The following is an 18,421-nucleotide window of genomic DNA, read 5'->3' as shown; positions in this document are numbered from 1 at the left end:
CGAGAAAAGAAAAACGACAAAGCAACAACCATCTATCTCGAGCGTTCAGTACAGCAGAATACGAAAGATCAGTGAAATTTGATGTGTCAAAGTGTGGCAAAACCTGTTGCCGATCAAGTGACCTTGCTTCGGCGTGTCAACATCGCGCCTGAGTTTTCGTTAACCATCCATGTTCATCAAATCGATCAAACGCAGGAGCTTTCTCTCCATTTGGCGCGACCACAAAGTGATCGCCGGGCTGTTGTTTGCATTCGTGGTGCAGCCAATGCCTTCCGTTAACGCGCAACCGGTCCCGGAATTCGTCCATTTCCAGGCCGAATGGCGCGTCACTCTGAAAAATGACGGTCAAGGCACAGACTCTCGCGGCGCGCAATGGCTGGTCTCACCCTCACGCCGAGGGGCGCGCTTGCCGTGCTGCTGCGTCGGCTGCACTGGGTGCGCGGTGCAAGCGGAGAAGTGCGCGACGGCAAGCCCGAGCTGCTCTCGGCCAGCAATCAGCGGGGGGATAGCCCGGCCACGCTGATGCAGATCGAGCATGGGCGTATGCAAGTGACGACTGCCGATCAGGCGGCATCTGCGCCGACGACACCGATACAGCCCGCGCCGCCCGGGCTCACCGATCCGCTGACGCTGAGCTGGGGTTATCTGCAGCGCCCGCCGCCTACCCGCACCTTCACCGTGCCCTTGCTCATCAATGACAAGGTGCAGACCGCCCACATCACGCCGCAGCGCACCACGTTGAAATGGCAGGGCCAGGAGGTGGCGTGCACTCTGCTCGACGCTCACAGCGCGCAGAGCAGTGCCACTTTGCGCATCTGGCTGCGGCAAAGCGATGGCTTGCCGCTGCAGGTCGAACTCGGCATGGGCGACCGCTACGGGCTCGATGTGGTGCAGACTCTGGCAGCGGTACCGGATGGGCTGCCCGCCGCACATGTTCAGCACTGAACCGTAGGCGTCGGCGAAGCGCTACGCTATATGCATGAACGAGAATGGCACAGCAGACGACAAGGCGCCCCTGCCACCCGCGGATACGGCGAGGGTGCGCTTGCAGATCAAACAAGGCACGGCGCTCGGGCCCGGCAAGGCCGCGCTGCTCGAAGCGCTGGAGCGCACTGGCTCGATTTCAGCCGCCGGGCGGGCGCTCGACATGAGTTACCGCCGCGCCTGGCTGCTGATTCACAGCGTCAATCAGGCTTACAAAGAGCCGTTGGTCGAAGCCTCCAAGGGAGGCGCGGGCGGAGGCGGTGCGCAGCTCACCCCGCTGGGGCGCGAGGTGCTGTCGATCTACCGGCGCATGGAACGCAAGGCGCTCAGGGCCATTCAGCCCGACCTCGACGTGCTGCAAAAGCTGCTGCGCGAGTGAGGCTTCAGGAAGCGCGTCAGTGCGGCCAGCACATCAGATGCTCGGCGCGCAGATGCGCCACCACGGGCGCGCCCGCACGCAGGCCGTGGTGGGCAATCAGCCGCAGCGGGGCGCGCAGCCACAGCCGGGCGTCGCCGCAGCGCATGGCCAGAGTCGCGCTCGCGCCCTGAACCACCAGGTGCTCGACCTGGCCTGAGACCGGGTTTTCCAGATCGGCGGACTGGCTCGGTTTGAGCGGGGGCAGACGCACCTCGTCGGGCGACACGGCCCAGTCCACCAAGCCGCCGATCTCGCTCGACGCCATCAAGGGCGCCCACAGCGGCAGCCCGCCTTCTTCCCACTGCAACAGCGTCAGCCCGCGCTCAACCGCGTGGCGCAACACGCGCGCGGTAAAGCGGTTGCGCACGCCCAGCAGCGCCGCAGCCGCCTGATTGGCCGGATGCGCGAACACCTCGGCAGGCGGCCCCTGCTGAATGACCTGCCGACCCGAGAGCAGCACCACCCAGTCCGACATGGCCGCCAGGCTGGCATCGTGCGTGGCGGCCAGCGCCGGCATGGAGAGCTCGTGCATGCGCGACACCAGCTCGGCCATGATGTCGTCGCGGGTGCTGGCATCGAGCGCTGAAGTGGGCTCGTCGAGCAGCAGCACCTGCGGCTGCCGCGCCAGCGCCCGGGCCAGTGCTACGCGCTGCTGCTGTCCGCCCGAAAGCTGGGCGGGGCGCAACTCGGTCTGCTGCGCCAGCCCGACCGACTGCAACAACTTGACGGCCGCCTGCCGCTGAGAGCCCAGCGCCCCGCCCAGCGCATAGGCCACGTTCTCCCAGGCGCGCAAATGCGGAAACAGCGCATACCCCTGCGGCAGATAGCCCACGGGCCGGCGCTGCGGCGGCAGGGCGCCGAAAGGCGGGCCCTGGCTGGGAATGAGCCCCGCCAGCGCCTTCAGCACCGTGGACTTGCCTTCGCCGCTGGAGCCGAGTAGAGCGGTGAAGCCGTGCACCTCGAAATCGACGTCGAGCGTGATCGGCTGGCGGATCTGGATATTGACGTGCAGGCTGGCGGGCGAGGGCATGATGTCCGGCAGGGGGTTCAGGCAAGGCTCAGGCAAGGTTCAGCCGCCGCGCGGCCCGCGCCGCGACAGCGCGCCGAGCAACAGCGGCAAGGGCAGTCCGATAAGGAAGAACAGCCAGAGCAGCGGGTACACCGCGGGCAGGCCGGTGTCTTGCAGGTTGACCCACAGCTTCACCGGAATGCCCTGCGGGTAATACGCCACGATCAGCACAATGCCGAACTCACCCAGCGCTCGCACCCAGGCCAGCGCCACCCCGGCGGCCAGACCCAGCCCCGAAAGCGGCACGGTAATGCGCCAGAAAGTGCGCCAGGGCGACTGCCCCAGGGTGAGCGAAATCTGCTCTAGCTCGCGCGGCACGCCCTCAAACGCCGAGCGCGCGGCGACGATGAAATACGGCGCGCTGCCATACACCTGCGCCAGCAAAAAGGCCGAGGGCGTGTTGGTGAGACTGAGGCCGAGATGATTCAGCGGCTGGCCGATCCAGCTGTATGGCCCGTAACTCATCGATAGCAACAGGCCCATGGCCAGCGGCGGCGTGAGCAGCGGCAGCAGCACCAGCATCTCCATGATCCACTTGCCGCGAAAGTCGTGCCGGGCCAGCCACCAGGCCACCGGCGTGGCAAACATCACCACGATGGCCACGGCGATCAGGCTGTAGCTCACCGACACCCAGAGCGAGCCCAGGTCGCCTTGCTGCAGATGCAGCGTTTGCCACGGCGTGCTGATGAACAACCCGGCAAAGGGCAGACTGAGAAACAGCAGCCCGGCCAGCCCGGCGCCCGCCACGATCCACGCGCGTCGCGCAGGCGTCTGCTTGGCGTGCGGCGCAAAGAACGGGGCTGCGGCGGTGTCCAGCGGGGTCAGGGTCATGCCGTCATTGTCGTCGCAGCCCGAGGCTCAGAGCACGAGTCAATGAGCCGTTCAACGAGCCGGATGGAGATCGCCGCCCTTGGGAGCGCTATAGCCGTATTGTTTGAACAAGGCCTGGCCCTCGGCGCTGGTCATCAACTTGACGAAAGCCGCGCCCGCCTTGGGATTGGGCGCGTTTTTCAGCACCGCGGCATAAAACACCAGCGGCTGGGTGGACAGGGTGTCGGTCTTGCCGTTGGGGAGCTTGATGTCGAAGTGCACCTTGCTGTACCACTTTTCGATCATGGCGGGATCGCTGAGATTGATCTCTCCGGGCAGCTTGATGTAGGGCAGCTTGTGCGAAATCACCGCGCTCAAATAGCCCGAAGTGGCGTCGAGCTGGCCCGACTCCAGGCGCGAGAGCAGCGAGGGCTCGGTGAAAATTTGCTGCTCGTTTTCGACCTTGCCCAGAATTTTGTCGGCCAGTCCCGGCTGCTTGTAAAACTCTTGCGCCAGCAGCATGGTGAACACGATATTGCGGCCCTGCGGGTCGGTTTTCGGGTCGGTGCGGCCAAAGCGCAGGCCCGGTTTTTCGAGCACTTCGTACCAGGGCATCTTCCCGGCGGCAGCGGCCTTGAAGTCGGCGGCGAACTTGCTCTTGTCGCTGTAGGCAATCACCATCTGCGTGCTGGCCACCGGCACGGCGGTGTCGATCAGTCCGGCTTTTTGCAGCACCTCGATGGGGCCAGGAGTGATGGAGACGAACACATCGGGGTTGATCTGCTTGGCCGCGATCAGGTGCGCCAGGCCGAACGCTCCGGCGCCCTGACCCTGATACTGCACCTTGTCCTGCTTGGCGATGGCCGGGCCGAGCGCCTTGTCCATCAAGGCGCCCATCGAGCCGGCATAGGCCACCGACAAAACCGGCTCGGCCGCCGAGGCGACCGTCATGCCGCCCAGGCCAATGGCGGTTGCGAGGGAGAGTTTCAACAGAATACGACGATGCATCAATGGCTCCTTGGTAGATATTCGAGAACAGGCGGATCGAGCGCAACTGTGCGCTCAACGCGATGTTTAGAGAAATATAACGAAGTGGGCCGAAGCGCAGTGTTTTCAGGTGTAAACGCAGCGCGGCCGCGGACTCAGACCAGGCCGGTTCAGCCGGATTCGCCAGACTGGCGTTCGCGCAATTGTTCGGCCACGCCCTGCATGGCGCGATCCATCAGACCCTGCGCTTCCAGCGGCAGGATGAGGCCCTGCGCGGCCATGCGCTCCAGCGCGCGGCGGGTCATGGAATGCGCCCGGCCGCCCACCTTGCTGGAGAACATATAAAACAGCCCTTGCGGACTGCGCCAGGTCAGTTGCGCCCGCGCGTTGCGCCCCTGAATCTGCAACTGCACCCAGGTGCCGATGTCGAGCGAGGCGATCAGCCCCGCCACTTCGGAGGGCGAGAGCAGCGCAGGCTCGCCCGGCGGCACGCTGACTGGGCCTTGCTGCGAATCGGCCACCTCAGCCGCGATGGGTTGCGACTCGGCGGGCACGTCGCTGGCTTCGATCAGCCCGCTGGTGAGTTTTTCTTCGTTGCGCACCAGCGCTTCGGGCATGGCGGCGGCCGCCGCCGCATTGGTCTGCGGGTGCAGCAGCCGTGACCATTCGCGCTGCAGCAGCAGGGCGTCGTCGCGCGAGGTGGCCTGCTGCGCCTCGCCCTGACCGCGTATGGCCTGCGCCTGCGCGTCCATCAGCCATGACATGAACTCCTGGCGCTTGTCGGCAGGCAAGGAAATCAGGTCGAGACCTTGGCCCAGCCGTTGCACCAGCGTAGGCAGAAGTTTGAGTAGCGCCTTTCGATCGGCTTCGGCGGTCTTGGGCTGCACGCTCCAGATCAGATCGCTGGCGGTCTGCTTGTAGGTCTGGGTGACCTCGGCGTCTTCCCCAAAGCGCAGCACGGATTCGGCCAACACCGTGGACCAGTGCTCGAGCATGAACTCGCGCAACTGGGGATGGGTGTGCAGCCGGGCGAACACTTCGTGCAGATGCCGATACAGCGCGCCGTGCAGCAGGCTGCGGAACTCGGCGCGGCGCAGGGCATCGACCGCATCGGCCTGTTGCTGCTCCACCGCGGCGGCGCTCTCGGCGATGTGACGCTGCAGATCGGCGAGTTGTTGCTCGAACACCGTGGCGTCGTCTTCCTCGGCGTTGACCACGGCTTCCACCATGCGCGACAGAAACGGCAGGAAGCGCTGGGCCGCGGGCTCTTCCACGCTGGAAAAACCCGCGCTGTATTCGGCCACGCGGTTGAGCAGCTTGCGCGTCGGGTGGTTGCGCGAGGAAAACAGGCTGGCGTCGCGCAGACCCAGACGCAGCACCGGGATTTGCAGCCGCGCCAACTGAGCTTTGACCGCAGGCAGCAGCTTGGGGTCGGCCAGGATGTGATCGAACAGCAGCGAGACCACGTCGATGGTGAGCCGCTCCAGCGGCCGGTTGGCGACCTCGTAGAGGCTTTGCCGATGCTGCTCGATGAGGTTCACCGTCGCCGCGGAAGCGGCGGGCTCGTCGCGCCAGTTCACCTCGCGCAGCCCCAGGCGGTCGGTCAGCAGCAGACGGTCGAGCGCATCGCGCAACTGCGGGTTCAGGCCATATGCCTGACCGAACACCGAGGGGCCGAAGCCCGAAGCCGCAGGGCCCGTCGGGCCGGTGGGGCCGAAGCCGGAGGGTGCAAAGCCGCTTTGGCCACCGTCCGGCGCGCCCGAAGGCGCCGTGGCGAAACGCCCGGCGAGCAATTGCTGCAAGGCTTCCAGATGCAGCTCCGCGCCGGTTTGCGCGGCGTTGACCAGCGCCTGCTCGTCCACCGCTGTGGCGGCGGCGCTGCGTGCGGGCGCGCGGCGCTGCTGACGGTATTGCGCGGGCTCGACCTGCAGCTCGGCCAGACGCTTGTTGTAGAGCGAGTAAGTGTCTTTGAGTGCGGCCGACATGCCCTTGCCGAAAGCTCGCAGCAGCCCCAGGCGCTCTTCCGCGTCGAGATCGACCACGCCGAGCGCGTGGTGCAGCGATTTGCTGAACACCTCGGGCCGCAGCGGGTTGGTCTGCGGCGCGGCGTGTTCGCCCGCGCGCAGGCTGTCGAGCCGCGCGCCCAGATCGCGCACCTCCCACTGGGCTTCGGATTCGAGCATGTGCGTGAGGCGCGAGACTTCCACCCCTTCTTCGAGATCGGATTCATCGACCAGACTGAGCGCCTCGAGCTGCAGTTCTCGCGGCGTGACCGGCTTCTGGCCGAGAATTTCTTCGTCGAGCACTTGATGAAAGCGGTCGACGAAGGCCTGGATCAGTCGGCCTTCGTTCTGCCGCAGCGCGTGACTCATGTCGGAGAACTGCTGCCGATCCCGCCCGTTGCCCGCCGCTTCGGCCTGCTGTTCCAGCGCCTCGATGACCTGGCGCACGACCGAGCGCATCAACTCGTCCGAGCGGGCAATGGCGTCATCGATGCAGGACTGGAAAATTTCGGAAGGCAACATGGGCTGTCAGACGGTTTTGCCCTGCGAAAACGGGCATTTTTCACACTGTAAACCGAATTGTCATGCGCTTTCCTGCTTTTCTCCTTGACAGGGTTTCATCTGCCCGCTGTGCGTTGCAGCTTCACGCCAACTTCATAGCCTCGAGGCTATGCGCCTCAAGCGCAGTCGTGCGCGCAGCAGGTGCTGCGGGCGCTGGCCTTAACGTCTGCGGCAACGGCAGGCGGCGGGGCGATGCGGCCGTGCGTCTGCAATTCATGGCGCAGATCGCGTGCCGCCTGAACCATGTGCCGCAACGCCGCTTCGGTTTCCGGCCAGGCGCGGGTTTTGAGGCCGCAGTCCGGGTTGACCCAAAGTCGTTCGGGCGCGATGAGCTGCGCGGCGCGGCGCAGCAGTCGGGCCATGTCGGCCGCCGAAGGCACGCGGGGCGAATGAATGTCGTACACGCCGGGGCCGATGTCGTTCGGGTAGGCGAAGGCGCCGAAGCCGTCGAGCAGTTCCATATTCGAGCGCGAGGTTTCGATGGTGATGACGTCGGCGTCCATCGCCGCGATGGACGGCAGAATGTCGTTGAACTCCGAGTAGCACATATGGGTGTGAATCTGCGTGTCATCGCGCGCCACGCCAGCCGATACCCCAAACGCTCGCACCGCCCAGCTCAGGTATTGCGGCCAGTTGTCGCGCTTGAGCGGCAGGCCCTCGCGGAAGGCGGGTTCGTCGATCTGGATGATGGCGATGCCCGCGTTCTGCAGATCGCTCACCTCGTCGCGCACCGCCAGCGCGAGTTGCAGCGCCACCTGGTCGCGCGGCAGATCGTCGCGCACGAAGCTCCATTGCAACAGGGTGATCGGCCCGGTGAGCATGCCCTTGACCGGTCGCGGGGTGAGTGCCTGCGCGTGCCGCGCGGTATCCACCGTCATCGGCTCGGGCCGCCACACATCGCCCCAGATGATGGGCGGCTTGACGCAGCGCGAACCATAGCTCTGCACCCAGCCGCCCGCGCTGAAGGTGTAGCCCCAGAGCTGTTCGCCGAAAAATTCCACCATGTCGTTGCGTTCGGCCTCGCCATGCACCAGCACGTCCAGGCCGATGTCTTCCTGTTTGCGGATGACGGCGGCGATCTCTTCGCGCATTTTCTGCAGATAGTCGGTATGCCGCAGTTCGCCGCGGCGCCAGGCGGCGCGGGCAGCGCGAATTTCGGCGGTCTGCGGGAAGGAGCCGATGGTGGTCGTGGGCAGCGGCGGCAGGTTCAGTCGCGCGTGCTGCGCGGCGATGCGCTGGGCATAGGGCGCGCTGCGCCGGGCGTCGGTCTCGGTGAGCGCCTCCACGCGGCGGCGCACTTGCGGCAGGGTCACACGCGGACAATTGCGGCGCGACGCCAGCGCCTCGGCGTTGGCCCGCAGCGCGTCGCGCACGGCGTCTTCGCCCTGATCGAGCGCCGTGGCGAGCACGCGCAGTTCCTCGAGCTTCTCTTCCGCAAAGGCCAGCCAGGGACGCACTTCGGGGTTGATCCGCGCGCCCGCGCCGTGTTCTGCGGCCAGACTGACGGGCACATGCAGCAGCGAACAAGAAGGCGCGATCCACAGCCGCTCGCCCAGCGCGGCGTGCAGCGGCCGCAAGACGCGCAGCGAAGCGGCCAGGTCGCTGCGCCACACATTGCGACCGTCGATGATGCCCGCAGACAGCACCCACTGCGGCGGCAGCGCCTCGCGCCAGAGGTCGATCTGCTGCGGCGCGCGCACCAGATCGAGATGCACGCCATCGACCGGCAGACCCGCCAGCGTGGCCGGGGCGAAGCTGATCGACTCGAAGTAGGTGCTCAGCAGCAACTTGGGGCGCAGCGCCCCGGCCTGCGCGGGCAGCGCGGCGTAAAGCGTGGGCAGCAGGTCGCGCCAGGACGTGTCGAGATCAAGGGTGAGCGCGGGTTCGTCAAGCTGCACCCACTCCACCCCCAGCCCGGCCAGCCGGGCCAGCACCCGGGCGTAGGCGCGCGACAGCGCGGGCGCCAGGCTCAGGCGATCGAAACCGGGCTGATGCGATTTGGAGAGCCACAGAAAAGTGAGCGGCCCGATCAGCACCGGTTTGGGCGCATGTCCGGCCTCTTGCGCTTCGCGCACGCGGTCGAACAGCGCATCAAAACCGCCGTCAAAAGTCGTGGCGGAGTCGAGTTCGGGGACGAGGTAGTGATAGTTGGTGTCGAACCACTTGGTCATCTCCATCGCAGGCTGCGCCGCATTGCCGCGGGCCAGCGCGAAGTACTGCTCCAAACCGAGTGTGCGGGCATCGAAGCCGAAGCGCGCGGGCAGTGCGCCGAGCAGCGCGGCGGTATCGAGCATGTGGTCGTACAGGGCGAAGTCGCCGACTGCGGCAAAGCGCAATCCGGCATCTCGTTGCTTGGCCCAGTTCGCGGCTCGCAGTTGCGCCGCGGTGGCCTGCAGCTCAGAAACCGAGCTTTTGCCCTGCCAGAAATTTTCGAGGGCGAACTTCAGTTCGCGTTGCGGGCCGATGCGCGGATAGCCCAGGATGTGTGTGGTGGTCATGCCGTTACTCCAAGATGAATTGAATGCAGGCGGCAGTTTGCGCATCGGGATCAATTGAATCAAGCGACGAATTTTTAGGTTATGCTGAATTTCATTCAGCTTGTGCCTGCCATGCTCGAACTTCGCCATCTGCGCTCTCTTATCGCCATCGCCGAGACCGGTCGCATCAACGCCGCGGCCGAGGCCGTGCATCTCACGCCGTCGGCGCTGTCGCACCAGTTGCGCGCGCTGGAAAGTCACTACGGCATGCCGTTGTTGCTGCGCGACGTGCGCGGCCTGCGCTTCACCCCGGCGGGCGAGCGTCTGCTGGCGCTGGCGCGGCAGATGCGCGAAGCGCAGCAGGCCGCCGAGCACGATTTGCAGCGCATTCAGGGCGATACCCGCGGCACCCTGCGGGTGGTTCTCGAATGCCACACTTGCTTCGAATGGCTGATGCCGGTGCTCGACGCCTTTCGTCAGCGCTGGCCCGATGTCGAGGTCGATCTGGTCTCGGGTTTTCACCGCGACCCGCTCACGCTGCTGAGCAAGGACAAGGCCGATGTGGTGATCGGCGCGCTGCGCCCGCCCGGGCGGCAGTGGGCTTCGCTGCCGCTGTTTCGCTTCGAAATTCTGCTGGCGCTGCCACCTGGCCATGCCCTGTGTGCGAAGCGCAGCGTGCGCGCCGTCGATCTTCAGGGCGAGACGCTGATCACCTACCCCGCGCCGGATGAGCGTATCGACCTCATCCGCGAGGTGCTGCAGCCTGCGGGCATCAGCCTGCCGCGCCGCACGGCGGAACTCACCATCGCCATTCTGCAACTCGTCGCCAGCAGGCGTGGCGTCGCAGCGCTGCCCAACTGGGCGCTCAAACCCTCGCTGGACAGTGGTTATGTGCAGGCCCGTCGCATCGGTCCGCGCGGGCTGTGGAGCGAGTTGCACGCCACCGTGCCGCGAGACCTGGCGCAGCGGCCTTATGTGCGAGATCTGGTGGAAATGGCACGCCAGAGTGTTGCCACGCATCTCGACGGCGTGCAACTGCTGTGACCATGGCCGATCAGGGCGCCGGGGCAAACTGGGCGGAGCGGCAAGTTCAGCGCCAGCACCGCACAATCTATGCTGGTTTCAACCCCTGAAAACCCCTCGAAGGAGCTTCGAATGACCCATAAAACCCTCACCCTGCACACCGCCGACGGCCAGACCATCGGCGCCTATGTGGCCGAGCCCGCGGGCAAACCCAAGGGCGGCATCGTTGTCGTCCAGGAAATTTTTGGCGTCAATGCGCACATCCGCAGCGTGGCCGATGGCTATGCGGCGGCGGGCTATCTCGCCATTGCGCCGGCCGTTTTTGACAGTGTGGAGAAAAACGTCGAACTCGGCTACGACCAAGCCGGCATGGAAAAAGGCATCGCCCTGGTTTCCGCGCTGGGTTTCGACCGCGCTCACGCCTCGGTGCAGGCTGCAGCCAAGGCCGTGGCCGCTGCAGGCAAGGTCGGTGTGGTGGGCTACTGCTGGGGCGGCACCATTGCCTACCTCACGGCTATTCGTGATGGCCTTCCCGCAGTGAGCTATTACGGCGGCCGAAATGTGCAGCTGGTGGGCGAAAAAACCCAAACGCCGCTGCAGTTTCACTACGGCCTGCGCGATGCCCACATCTCAGAGGCCGATCGTGAGGCCGTGCGCGCGGCCAACCCTCAAGCCGAGTTCTATGTGTACGAAGCCGACCACGGTTTCAACTGCGACGCCCGCGCCAGCTTTGATGCAGCCGCTGCCCAACTGGCGCGCGAGCGGGCGCTGGCCTTTTTCGCCAAGCATGTCGGCTGAAAGGTTTACCGCAGGGCGTGCGCGATACTGACGGATTTGCGCGATCCATTCATGGCCCTGCACCGCATCCGCCGTATTTCCGCCCCTGCCGCTGAGTGTTGGCCGGCCGCGTTGCCCGCCGCGCGGCGCAGCGGCATCGAGAGCTGGCTGACCGATCCGGGCTCGCTCACCCAGCGTTTGCGGCGCAGCAGCGCACGCTTCGAGTTGCGGCTGCTGCGCCAAGGCCCGGCGCGCGCCCTGCGCGATGAATATCCGCTGCTCGGCCTGCCGCAAGGCCGCAAGGTCTGGCGCCGCGACGTGCTGCTGGTGGCCGATGGCGTGCCGCGGGTGTTGGGGCACAGCGTGTGCGCGCTGTCCGCGCTGCGCGGGCCGTGGCGGCTGCTGCGGCATCTGGGCGTCAAGCCGGTGGGCGATGCGGTATTCACGCGCCCGCAGACCCGGCGCAGCGCCATGCGGGTCAAGCGTTTGTCGGCGGCTCATCCCCTGCTGCGGCTGGCGCGCCGCAACGGGTGGGCCCGCGAAGACGCGCTGTGGTCGCGGCGTTCGTCCTTCGTTTACGGCGGCACGCCTCTCTGGGTGAGTGAGGTTTTTTTCCCGGGCTGAGATTGAGACCAAAGTCACAGACCCGCCCGCCGTAACGGTAAAACTCCTTGATTTTCCGGGAGGAATTTTGTGGAAATTGCGAACTGTCAAATATTTCAGGGCTTGAATTTATATACTCCGCCCTGTATTTGTAACGTCTTGCAACGCCAAGATTCTGAATGTCACGCGTTGCGCAATCTCCCCACCTTTTTCTCCCAGGAGAACCACCATGCTGGTCAACAACCTCCGAGAACGCTATTCACCGATGTACTTCCTCGCCGCACTGGGCGCCGGTGGGCTTGCGGTGTCGTTTTTTATCTATCCCATGTTCCTGCTGCCGCACCCGGATACGCCGATGGTGACGTTCAATCACCTATGGCCCGCGCTCACGGCCGGGGGTAATGCGCTCAATTCGGCGCTGATCGGGATCGATCTGGCGGCGATCATCCTGTTTGCCGTGCTGCATTTCTGGCTGCTGGCGTGGAATCTGCGCGAGTTCAAATTATTCCGCCAGACCGACGCCTACAAAAAGCTGCTGACCTCCAACGCCGAAATCAACCTCATGGCCGTGCCGCTGACCCTGGCGATGACCATCAACGTCGCCTTCCTCCTCGGCGCTGTGTTCGTGCCGAATTTGTGGAGCGTGGTGGAGTGGATGTATCCGGGCGCGATTGCCGCCTTCCTCGCCGTGGGCATCTATGCCCTGCGCATTCTCGGCGCCTACTTCACCCGGCTGTTCGTGCATGCGCAATTCGACTTCGCCGAGAACAACTCGCTGGCGCCGATGGTGTCGATTTTCGCTCTGGCGATGGTGGCCGTGGGCCTGGCTGCACCTGGCGCCATGAGCCATCACCGCGAGATCAACGCCATCGCCATGATGCTGTCGATCTTTTTCGCCAGTGCGGCCATTCTGTTGCTGCTCATCAAGATCGTGCTCGGGTTCGACGCCATTCTGCGCCACGGCATTCAGCCGCAGGCCGCGGGCAGTCTGTGGATTGTCATCCCCATTCTCACTCTGCTGGGCATCACCTGGATTCGCTGGTCCATGGGTCTGTCGCATCAATTCGGCAACATCAACCATCCGACGGATCTGTATGCCGGCGGCGCCAAATCCAACGCGGGCGCCTTCGCGCTGATCTGCCCCGGCGTGGCGTTTTTCGTGTTCGGCATGTTCTTCATCAGCTTCGGTCTGATGATTCCCAAGTTGGTGGGCGCGGGCTCATGGATGTATTACCTGCTCATGGCGCCCCTGATCGCCGTCCAACTCAAAACCATTCAGGTGTACTTCCGCCTGTTTGGCAAGATGCTGATCAAGCCGCGCCTGCAACTGGCGTCGGCCTGACGCCGCTCGGTAGGCAAAAAAGGACGCCGCGGCGTCCTTTTTTCATGCGGCAAAGACTGGTGGGCGCCAATGCCCCCAGGGGCGTTCCTGCTCCAGTTGAGTGGCCAGTTGAAACAGCAAGTCTTCACGCCCCCAGGCCGCCCCGAACTGCACGCCCACGGGGGCGTGCCGGTGAGGTTGGCCAATTGGGTGAACGGGGTGCGGTGCAGATTGTCGAAGGCGAGTTGCTCCACCAGACCGCTGCGGCGCAACACCCCGCCGAGCCCGAACCGCAGAATCAGTTGCAACGCCGTGCGCTGCCACCTTGGCGCCGCCAGCTCGCCGATGCGAGCCGGAGGTTGTGCGCAGGTGGGTGTGAGGTAGAGATCGAAGCGCGTGAACAACTGGCCCAGCGCGCGCATCGGGCTGTTCCAGCGCGCACGCGCCAGGGCATAGTCGCCTGCCGCAAGGCCGCGTCCGATCAACCCCAGAGCCTGGGTGTCCGTCTCGAAAGCCGAAGCGGGCACGCCCTGCTGCTGCCACCAGGTCAACTGCGCCGCCACCTGTCCGAAGTACATCGTCAGGTAATCGCGCGCCAGTTGCATGCCGTCGCCCACGGGGTCGATCCATTCGACGTGATGCCCCAGCGATTGCAGCAATTGCCCGCAATCCGAAGCGGCGCGCGACCAAGCCACATCGACCGCGCCGCCGATGGGCGAAGCCGTGCTCAGTGCAATGCGCAGCCGTTGTGTCGGCGCCTGCAGCTCCTGCGAAAAGGGCCGGGCCGGCGGCTGGACGATGAACGGATCGCCCGGCTCCGGGCCTGCGATGACATCGAGTAGGGCCGCACTGTCGCGTACCGTGCGGGAAATCGCATGGGTGCTGACGGCTCCTTCCCACTGCTCATCGAACTGAGGCGCACAACTCACCCGCCCACGCGAAGGTTTGAGCCCGAACAAACCGCAATAAGCCGCCGGAATACGGATCGACCCTCCGCCGTCTCCCGCAGCCGCCGCCGGCACAATACCCGCAGCCACCGCAGCCGCGGCACCCCCAGAAGAGCCGCCGGGCGTGTGGTCGAGATTCCACGGATTGCGCGTCGGCCCAAACGCCACCGGCTCGGTGATGGCCTTCAAGCCCAGCTCCGGCGTATTGGTCTTGCCGAAAATCAACAGCCCGGCCTGCTCCCACCGCCGCACGACCGCGTCGGTCTGCGCCACTGGTCTGCGGGCCAACGCAGCATTGCCCTGGCTGGTACCGTACCTAGCCAGATCCATGCTCAGGTCCTTGAGCAGAAACGGAACACCCGCAAACGGGGCGTCCCCGGTGCGCGCGTGCTTCAACCCGGCTTTGGCGTGCTCGCGCAAATCTGCGATGACGGCATTGATTCGCGGATTGATCGCATCACAGCGCGCGATTGCGCTTTGCAAGACCTCCGCAGCATCACACTCGCCACGGCGGATACTCTCAGCAAGATCCAGGGCATCCGGAATGTGAGACGGAATGGCAGATGGATTTTGAGTCGACATGTCGTGCTCAATGAAAGCACATCCAGCGGGAAACAAAAAGGCCTCCCGATGAGGGGAGGCCCTCAGCGCTCTTTAGGCGGGAGATTTGGCACAAAATTTGGCATAAAAAACAAAGCCCCGCGGGTTAGGCGGGGCTAAGTTGTTGAATCCACTTGGTGGCCAGGGGCAGAATCGAACTGCCGACACGCGGATTTTCAGTCCGCTGCTCTACCAACTGAGCTACCTGGCCAAAATTTCAGAAACTGCCAGCGCAAAAGCGATTTTTCGGAGCGCTACATTTCCGAAAAACGAACATCCTAGCAAAATTTTTCAGGGCACTCGCAATGTCCGGCTCGTGGCGGCCTATTCGGCGGAGGGGTCTAGATGCGCAGTGGCTTCGTCTTCCTGGACGGACGAGGGTTCATTTCTGTTGCGCGAACCGCGGCCGAGATCGACTCCGAGTTGTTTGATCTTGCGATAGAGGTGTGTGCGTTCGAGCCCGGTTTTTTCGGCTACGCGGGTCATGCTGCCGTTTTCGCGTGTGAGGTGAAATTCGAAATAGGCGCGTTCGAATTCATCGCGCGCTTCGCGCAAGGGGCGGTCCAGCAGGAAGGCGCGTTCTGCGGGCAGGGCCACGGGTTGCTGCGCCTGCACGGCGTTGACGCCGGGCATGACCGCGAGCGGTGAAGCGGGGTTGACGCCGCTGGCGCTGCGGGCCACAGGTTTGGTGAGCGCTTGCGAGACGGATTGCAGGAGCTTCTGCAGGGCAATGGGCTTTTCGAGAAAGGCCATGGCGCCGATGCGCGTGGCTTCTACGGCGTGGTCGATGGTGCCGTGACCGGACATCATGATGACCGGCATGGTGAGCTGTCCGCTGCTGGACCATTCTTTGAGCAGGGTGACGCCGTCGGTATCGGGCATCCAGATATCGAGCAGCACGAGGTCGGGCCGGGCCTGGGCGCGCAGCTGTCGGGCCTGCGCGGCGTTTTCGGCCAGCGATACGGTGTGCCCTTCGTCATTGAGAATTTCCGAGAGCAGCTCCCGAATTCCCATCTCATCGTCAACTACCAAAATACTTGCCATACCGACTCACTCTCATGCTTGCCGCTGGGGCGCATCCACAGAATGTTGTTGCGCCAGCCCAGGGAATATAAGTGAAACGCGCGCGCCGCAAACCGACCCCTCTGACTGCAGGTTCTGAATCTCGATGCGGGCGTGGTGTTCCTCTGCGATTTTTTTCACCACGGCCAGACCCAGACCGGTGCCACGCGGCTTGCTGGTGACATAGGGCTCGAAGGCGCGGTTGAGGATTTTGTCGCTGAATCCGGGGCCGTTGTCGCTCACGCTCAGACGCACGCGCAGGGCGGCGCCAGACGGCGTCGGCAGGGCCTCGGTACGGATGCGCACCTTGCGCTGTGGCTGTGCGGCGACCGCATCAATGGCGTTTTGCAGCAGGTTGTGAATGACCTGCCGCAGCTGCGTGGCGTTGCCGAGAATGTGGGGCAGATCGGCAGCCAGGTCGGCCCTTACCTGCGGCTTTTCTTCGGGGCTGGCGCCATCGTGTGCGGGCAGGCTGGTGTAGAGATTGAGCACGTCTTGGATGAGTGCGTTGAGGTTCATGGCCTCGGGTTTGCCGGCCGGCAGACGCGCGTAGTCGCGGAAGTCGTTGACCATGTGCTGCATGGCCTGGACCTGGTTGACGATCGTGGTGGTGCTGCGTTGGAGCATGTCGCGATCGGCGCCTTCGAGTTTGGCGGCCAGCTTCATCTGCAGGCGTTCGGCCGAGAGCTGGATGGGCGTGAGCGGGTTCTTGATTTCGTGCGCCAGTCGCCTGGCGACTTCGGCCCAGGCGAGCGAGCGCTGTGCGGAGATGACCTCGGAGATGTCGTCGAACACAACGACCGATGCGGGCTGTCCGGGCAAGGCCAGCCGGGCGCCCCGGGCCAGCAAGGTGATGGTGGCGTCGCTGCCCGGCAGCGGGTACTCGATCTGCTGCAGCCAGTGCGGGCTGGGTCCGGCATTGTCTTGTTCGTCGAGCGAAGTAAAGGCATCGGCGATGGTCTGCGCCAGGGCCTGCAGGCTGGGGTGCTGATTCAGCGGCTGCCCGATCAGGCCTTGCAGTGGCGCGCGCAGCAGCCGGGTGGCGCTGGGGTTGGCCAGGGCTAGCCGCTGATCGCTGCCCAGGACGAGCACGCCCGTGCTGAGGTTGTCGAGCACGCTTTGCAGATAAGCGCGCGACGCTTCCAGTGCGTCGTGATTGAACTGCACCTGCGCCCGGGCTTCGGCGAGCTGGTTGGTCATGGCATTGAACGAGCGCACCAGCACGCCGAGCTCGTCATTGCGCTGGAAGTTGGGCTTCTGCCGCAGGTCCCCTTCGGCCACGGCCTTCATGCCGTCGGCCAGCAGCAGCAGCGGCTTGGCCAACTGGTTGCCCAGCACCACAGCCAGCAGCACCGCCAGGAACACGGCGAGAAACAGCGTGAGCGTGAGCGTGGAGATGTACATGCGCTTCAGGCCCTCACGGCCCAGGGCGCGCTCCTGATATTCGCCATACGCGCGCTGCACTTCGAGGGCGCTGCTGGAGATGGCTTGCGGCACGTTCTGGATGAGTTGCAGATAGCGCCCATGCCCGGGCAGGACGAAATGGCGCGTGGGCAGGCTGATCACCACCCGCAGCTTCAGCGTTTGTGGGGTCTGACTGGCGCCGTCGTCGCCGCCTTCGATGTCTGCAATGGAGCCCATGGTGCGCAGCTGCCGCATGCTGTTCGGGCCGGGCAGATCGGGCACCAGCGAGAACGGGTTTCCGCCCGCGGTGACGAGCACCGTGCCATTGCCATCGAACACGGTGATCTGTTGCAGCCCGAGTTGCTGCCGTAGCTGCTCCATCGAGAGCGGAGACAGCAGGGTCGGGTCGTCGGCGATCTGTACCGACAGGTTGCGGGCCTTGGACTGCAGATCGTTCTGCAGCACATTGAGCGTGGTACGCCCCAGGTTCAGGCCCGCACTGAGCGCGCCCTCCACCTTGACGTCGAACCAGGTCTCGATACTGCGGGCGACGAATTGGTAAGACACGGTGTAGATCACCACCCCGGGCAGCACGCCGACCAAGGCGAACACCGCGGCGAGTTTGAACAGCAGACGGCTGCCGAAGCGCCGTTTGTGCAGACGCCAGCCCAGCCGCAGACCGAGTGCCAGCACGACCAGCAGCAACACCCCCGCCACGACAAAATTGATCCAGTACAGCCAGGCAAAGAATGGGCTGGGCTGCCCAGTGTTGTCGGTTGATACCGCCAGCAGAAAAACCAGGAACACCGCCAGCGGCAGGCCCAGCGCCAGCGCCATGCGCGTGGCCCAGCGCGAGGTGCGACTGTCCCAGGCATTACTGCTCGGCCGGGTCATGGCGTCCACACGAAGGGTTGCGGCGGAAAGGTGGCTTCGATTTTCCAGTCCGACTGAGAAGAGACATTGAGCTGAAACGGTCGCGGCAACTGCGACAGATCGAGCTTGAACCGCGCATCGAGTTGGTAGGTCTGACCGGCCGTGAGCTGCGAGGGTTCGGCCACGCGCAGGTGCCGGGTGCGTTGCACCACGCCCAGCGCCTCGTCGAGGCTGTCATAGTTCTGCTGCAGACCGCCCACGGAAACGCGGTAGCGCTGCAGCAGCGGCTGATAGGCCAGTCGCACTTCACGCCGGGCCTGAGCGATGTCCTCGTTGAACCAGTACCAACGCGGGCGCACCACCGTGACCACGGTCTCGAAATAAAGCGCAATGCCGCGGTGAAGCACGTCTTCGAGGCTGCGCGGCAAGGCGAATACGGCGGCCGTGGTGACAAACAAGCCCTCCGGGCTCATGGTCAGCATGAGCGGCTCTTGCGCAGCAG

The 18,421-nt window shown here is 64.8% G+C and carries 15 protein-coding genes and 1 tRNA gene; 6 read left to right on the top strand and 10 right to left on the bottom strand.

Going from position 1 to position 18,421, the window contains the following annotated elements; translation table 11 throughout:
• The first annotated feature begins 372 nt into the window (after positions 1 to 372).
• On the top strand, positions 373 to 945 hold the full coding sequence (locus B7X30_RS10595; protein WP_286730523.1) for a hypothetical protein: 573 nt from the start codon (positions 373 to 375) through the stop codon (positions 943 to 945).
• A 34-nt stretch (positions 946 to 979) separates the two neighbouring features.
• Positions 980 to 1,363: a winged helix-turn-helix domain-containing protein gene (locus B7X30_RS10590; RefSeq protein WP_013107334.1), complete on the top strand. Its 384-nt coding sequence runs from the start codon at positions 980 to 982 to the stop codon at positions 1,361 to 1,363.
• A 16-nt stretch (positions 1,364 to 1,379) separates the two neighbouring features.
• On the opposite strand, the gene B7X30_RS10585 is transcribed toward B7X30_RS10590, so the two are convergent.
• The 5 genes from B7X30_RS10585 to metE form a co-directional block, all read right to left on the bottom strand.
• The gene (locus B7X30_RS10585; RefSeq protein ID WP_286730521.1) at positions 1,380 to 2,432 is read right to left on the bottom strand and encodes an ABC transporter ATP-binding protein; all 1,053 of its coding nucleotides are present in this window, start codon (positions 2,430 to 2,432) and stop codon (positions 1,380 to 1,382) included.
• Positions 2,433 to 2,471: 39 nt separating this feature from the next.
• Positions 2,472 to 3,302, bottom strand: coding sequence for an ABC transporter permease (locus B7X30_RS10580; protein WP_286730520.1), 831 nt, complete (start codon positions 3,300 to 3,302; stop codon positions 2,472 to 2,474).
• Positions 3,303 to 3,353: 51 nt separating this feature from the next.
• Entirely contained in the window at positions 3,354 to 4,289 is a 936-nt protein-coding gene (locus tag B7X30_RS10575; RefSeq protein ID WP_286730518.1) for an extracellular solute-binding protein, read from the bottom strand.
• A gap of 149 nt (positions 4,290 to 4,438) precedes the next feature.
• Positions 4,439 to 6,793 carry a DUF1631 family protein gene (locus B7X30_RS10570; protein ID WP_286730517.1) on the bottom strand — a complete coding sequence of 785 codons (2,355 nt, stop codon included), beginning with the start codon at positions 6,791 to 6,793 and terminating at the stop codon, positions 4,439 to 4,441.
• Positions 6,794 to 6,948: 155 nt separating this feature from the next.
• Complete coding sequence (metE, locus tag B7X30_RS10565) at positions 6,949 to 9,330, bottom strand: 5-methyltetrahydropteroyltriglutamate--homocysteine S-methyltransferase (protein WP_286730516.1); 2,382 nt, start codon at positions 9,328 to 9,330, stop codon at positions 6,949 to 6,951.
• A gap of 111 nt (positions 9,331 to 9,441) precedes the next feature.
• Between metE and B7X30_RS10560 the strand changes: the two genes are divergently transcribed.
• From B7X30_RS10560 to B7X30_RS10545, 4 genes are all read left to right on the top strand, one after another.
• Positions 9,442 to 10,353, top strand: coding sequence for a LysR family transcriptional regulator (locus B7X30_RS10560; RefSeq protein ID WP_286730515.1), 912 nt, complete (start codon positions 9,442 to 9,444; stop codon positions 10,351 to 10,353).
• Positions 10,354 to 10,464: 111 nt separating this feature from the next.
• Positions 10,465 to 11,130 carry a dienelactone hydrolase family protein gene (locus B7X30_RS10555; RefSeq protein WP_013124372.1) on the top strand — a complete coding sequence of 222 codons (666 nt, stop codon included), beginning with the start codon at positions 10,465 to 10,467 and terminating at the stop codon, positions 11,128 to 11,130.
• A gap of 51 nt (positions 11,131 to 11,181) precedes the next feature.
• Positions 11,182 to 11,733 (top strand): chorismate--pyruvate lyase family protein, encoded by a 552-nt coding sequence (locus tag B7X30_RS10550; RefSeq protein WP_286730512.1) that lies wholly within the window; start codon positions 11,182 to 11,184, stop codon positions 11,731 to 11,733.
• Between the two features lie 208 nt (positions 11,734 to 11,941).
• A complete protein-coding gene (locus B7X30_RS10545; protein WP_286730511.1) occupies positions 11,942 to 13,054 on the top strand; it encodes a TsoY family (seleno)protein in 1,113 nt (370 codons plus the stop codon).
• Here B7X30_RS10545 and B7X30_RS10540 read toward each other — a convergent pair.
• The 5 genes from B7X30_RS10540 to B7X30_RS10520 all read right to left on the bottom strand — a co-directional run bounded on the left by B7X30_RS10540 (position 12,988) and on the right by B7X30_RS10520 (position 18,401).
• On the bottom strand, positions 12,988 to 14,463 hold the full coding sequence (locus B7X30_RS10540; RefSeq protein WP_286730509.1) for an amidase: 1,476 nt from the start codon (positions 14,461 to 14,463) through the stop codon (positions 12,988 to 12,990). The genes B7X30_RS10545 and B7X30_RS10540 overlap by 67 nt on opposite strands.
• Before the next feature lie 252 nt (positions 14,464 to 14,715).
• Positions 14,716 to 14,791 (bottom strand) — tRNA-Phe (locus B7X30_RS10535).
• Positions 14,792 to 14,904: 113 nt separating this feature from the next.
• The gene (locus B7X30_RS10530) at positions 14,905 to 15,624 is read right to left on the bottom strand and encodes a response regulator (protein ID WP_286730507.1); all 720 of its coding nucleotides are present in this window, start codon (positions 15,622 to 15,624) and stop codon (positions 14,905 to 14,907) included.
• Positions 15,625 to 15,636: 12 nt separating this feature from the next.
• A complete protein-coding gene (locus tag B7X30_RS10525) occupies positions 15,637 to 17,940 on the bottom strand; it encodes a sensor histidine kinase (protein ID WP_286730505.1) in 2,304 nt (767 codons plus the stop codon).
• Entirely contained in the window at positions 17,937 to 18,401 is a 465-nt protein-coding gene (locus B7X30_RS10520; protein ID WP_286730504.1) for a DUF4390 domain-containing protein, read from the bottom strand. Before B7X30_RS10520 ends, B7X30_RS10525 begins: the two co-directional genes overlap by 4 nt.
• Between the last annotated feature and the right edge of the window lie 20 nt (positions 18,402 to 18,421).

It is taken from the genome of Thiomonas sp. 13-64-67 (genome assembly GCF_002282795.1).
In the GTDB taxonomy this organism is placed as follows: Bacteria; Pseudomonadota; Gammaproteobacteria; order Burkholderiales; family Burkholderiaceae_C; genus Thiomonas; species Thiomonas arsenitoxydans.
The sequence above is the reverse complement of the archived record's forward strand: the minus strand, read 5'-3'. Positions and strand labels throughout refer to the sequence as shown.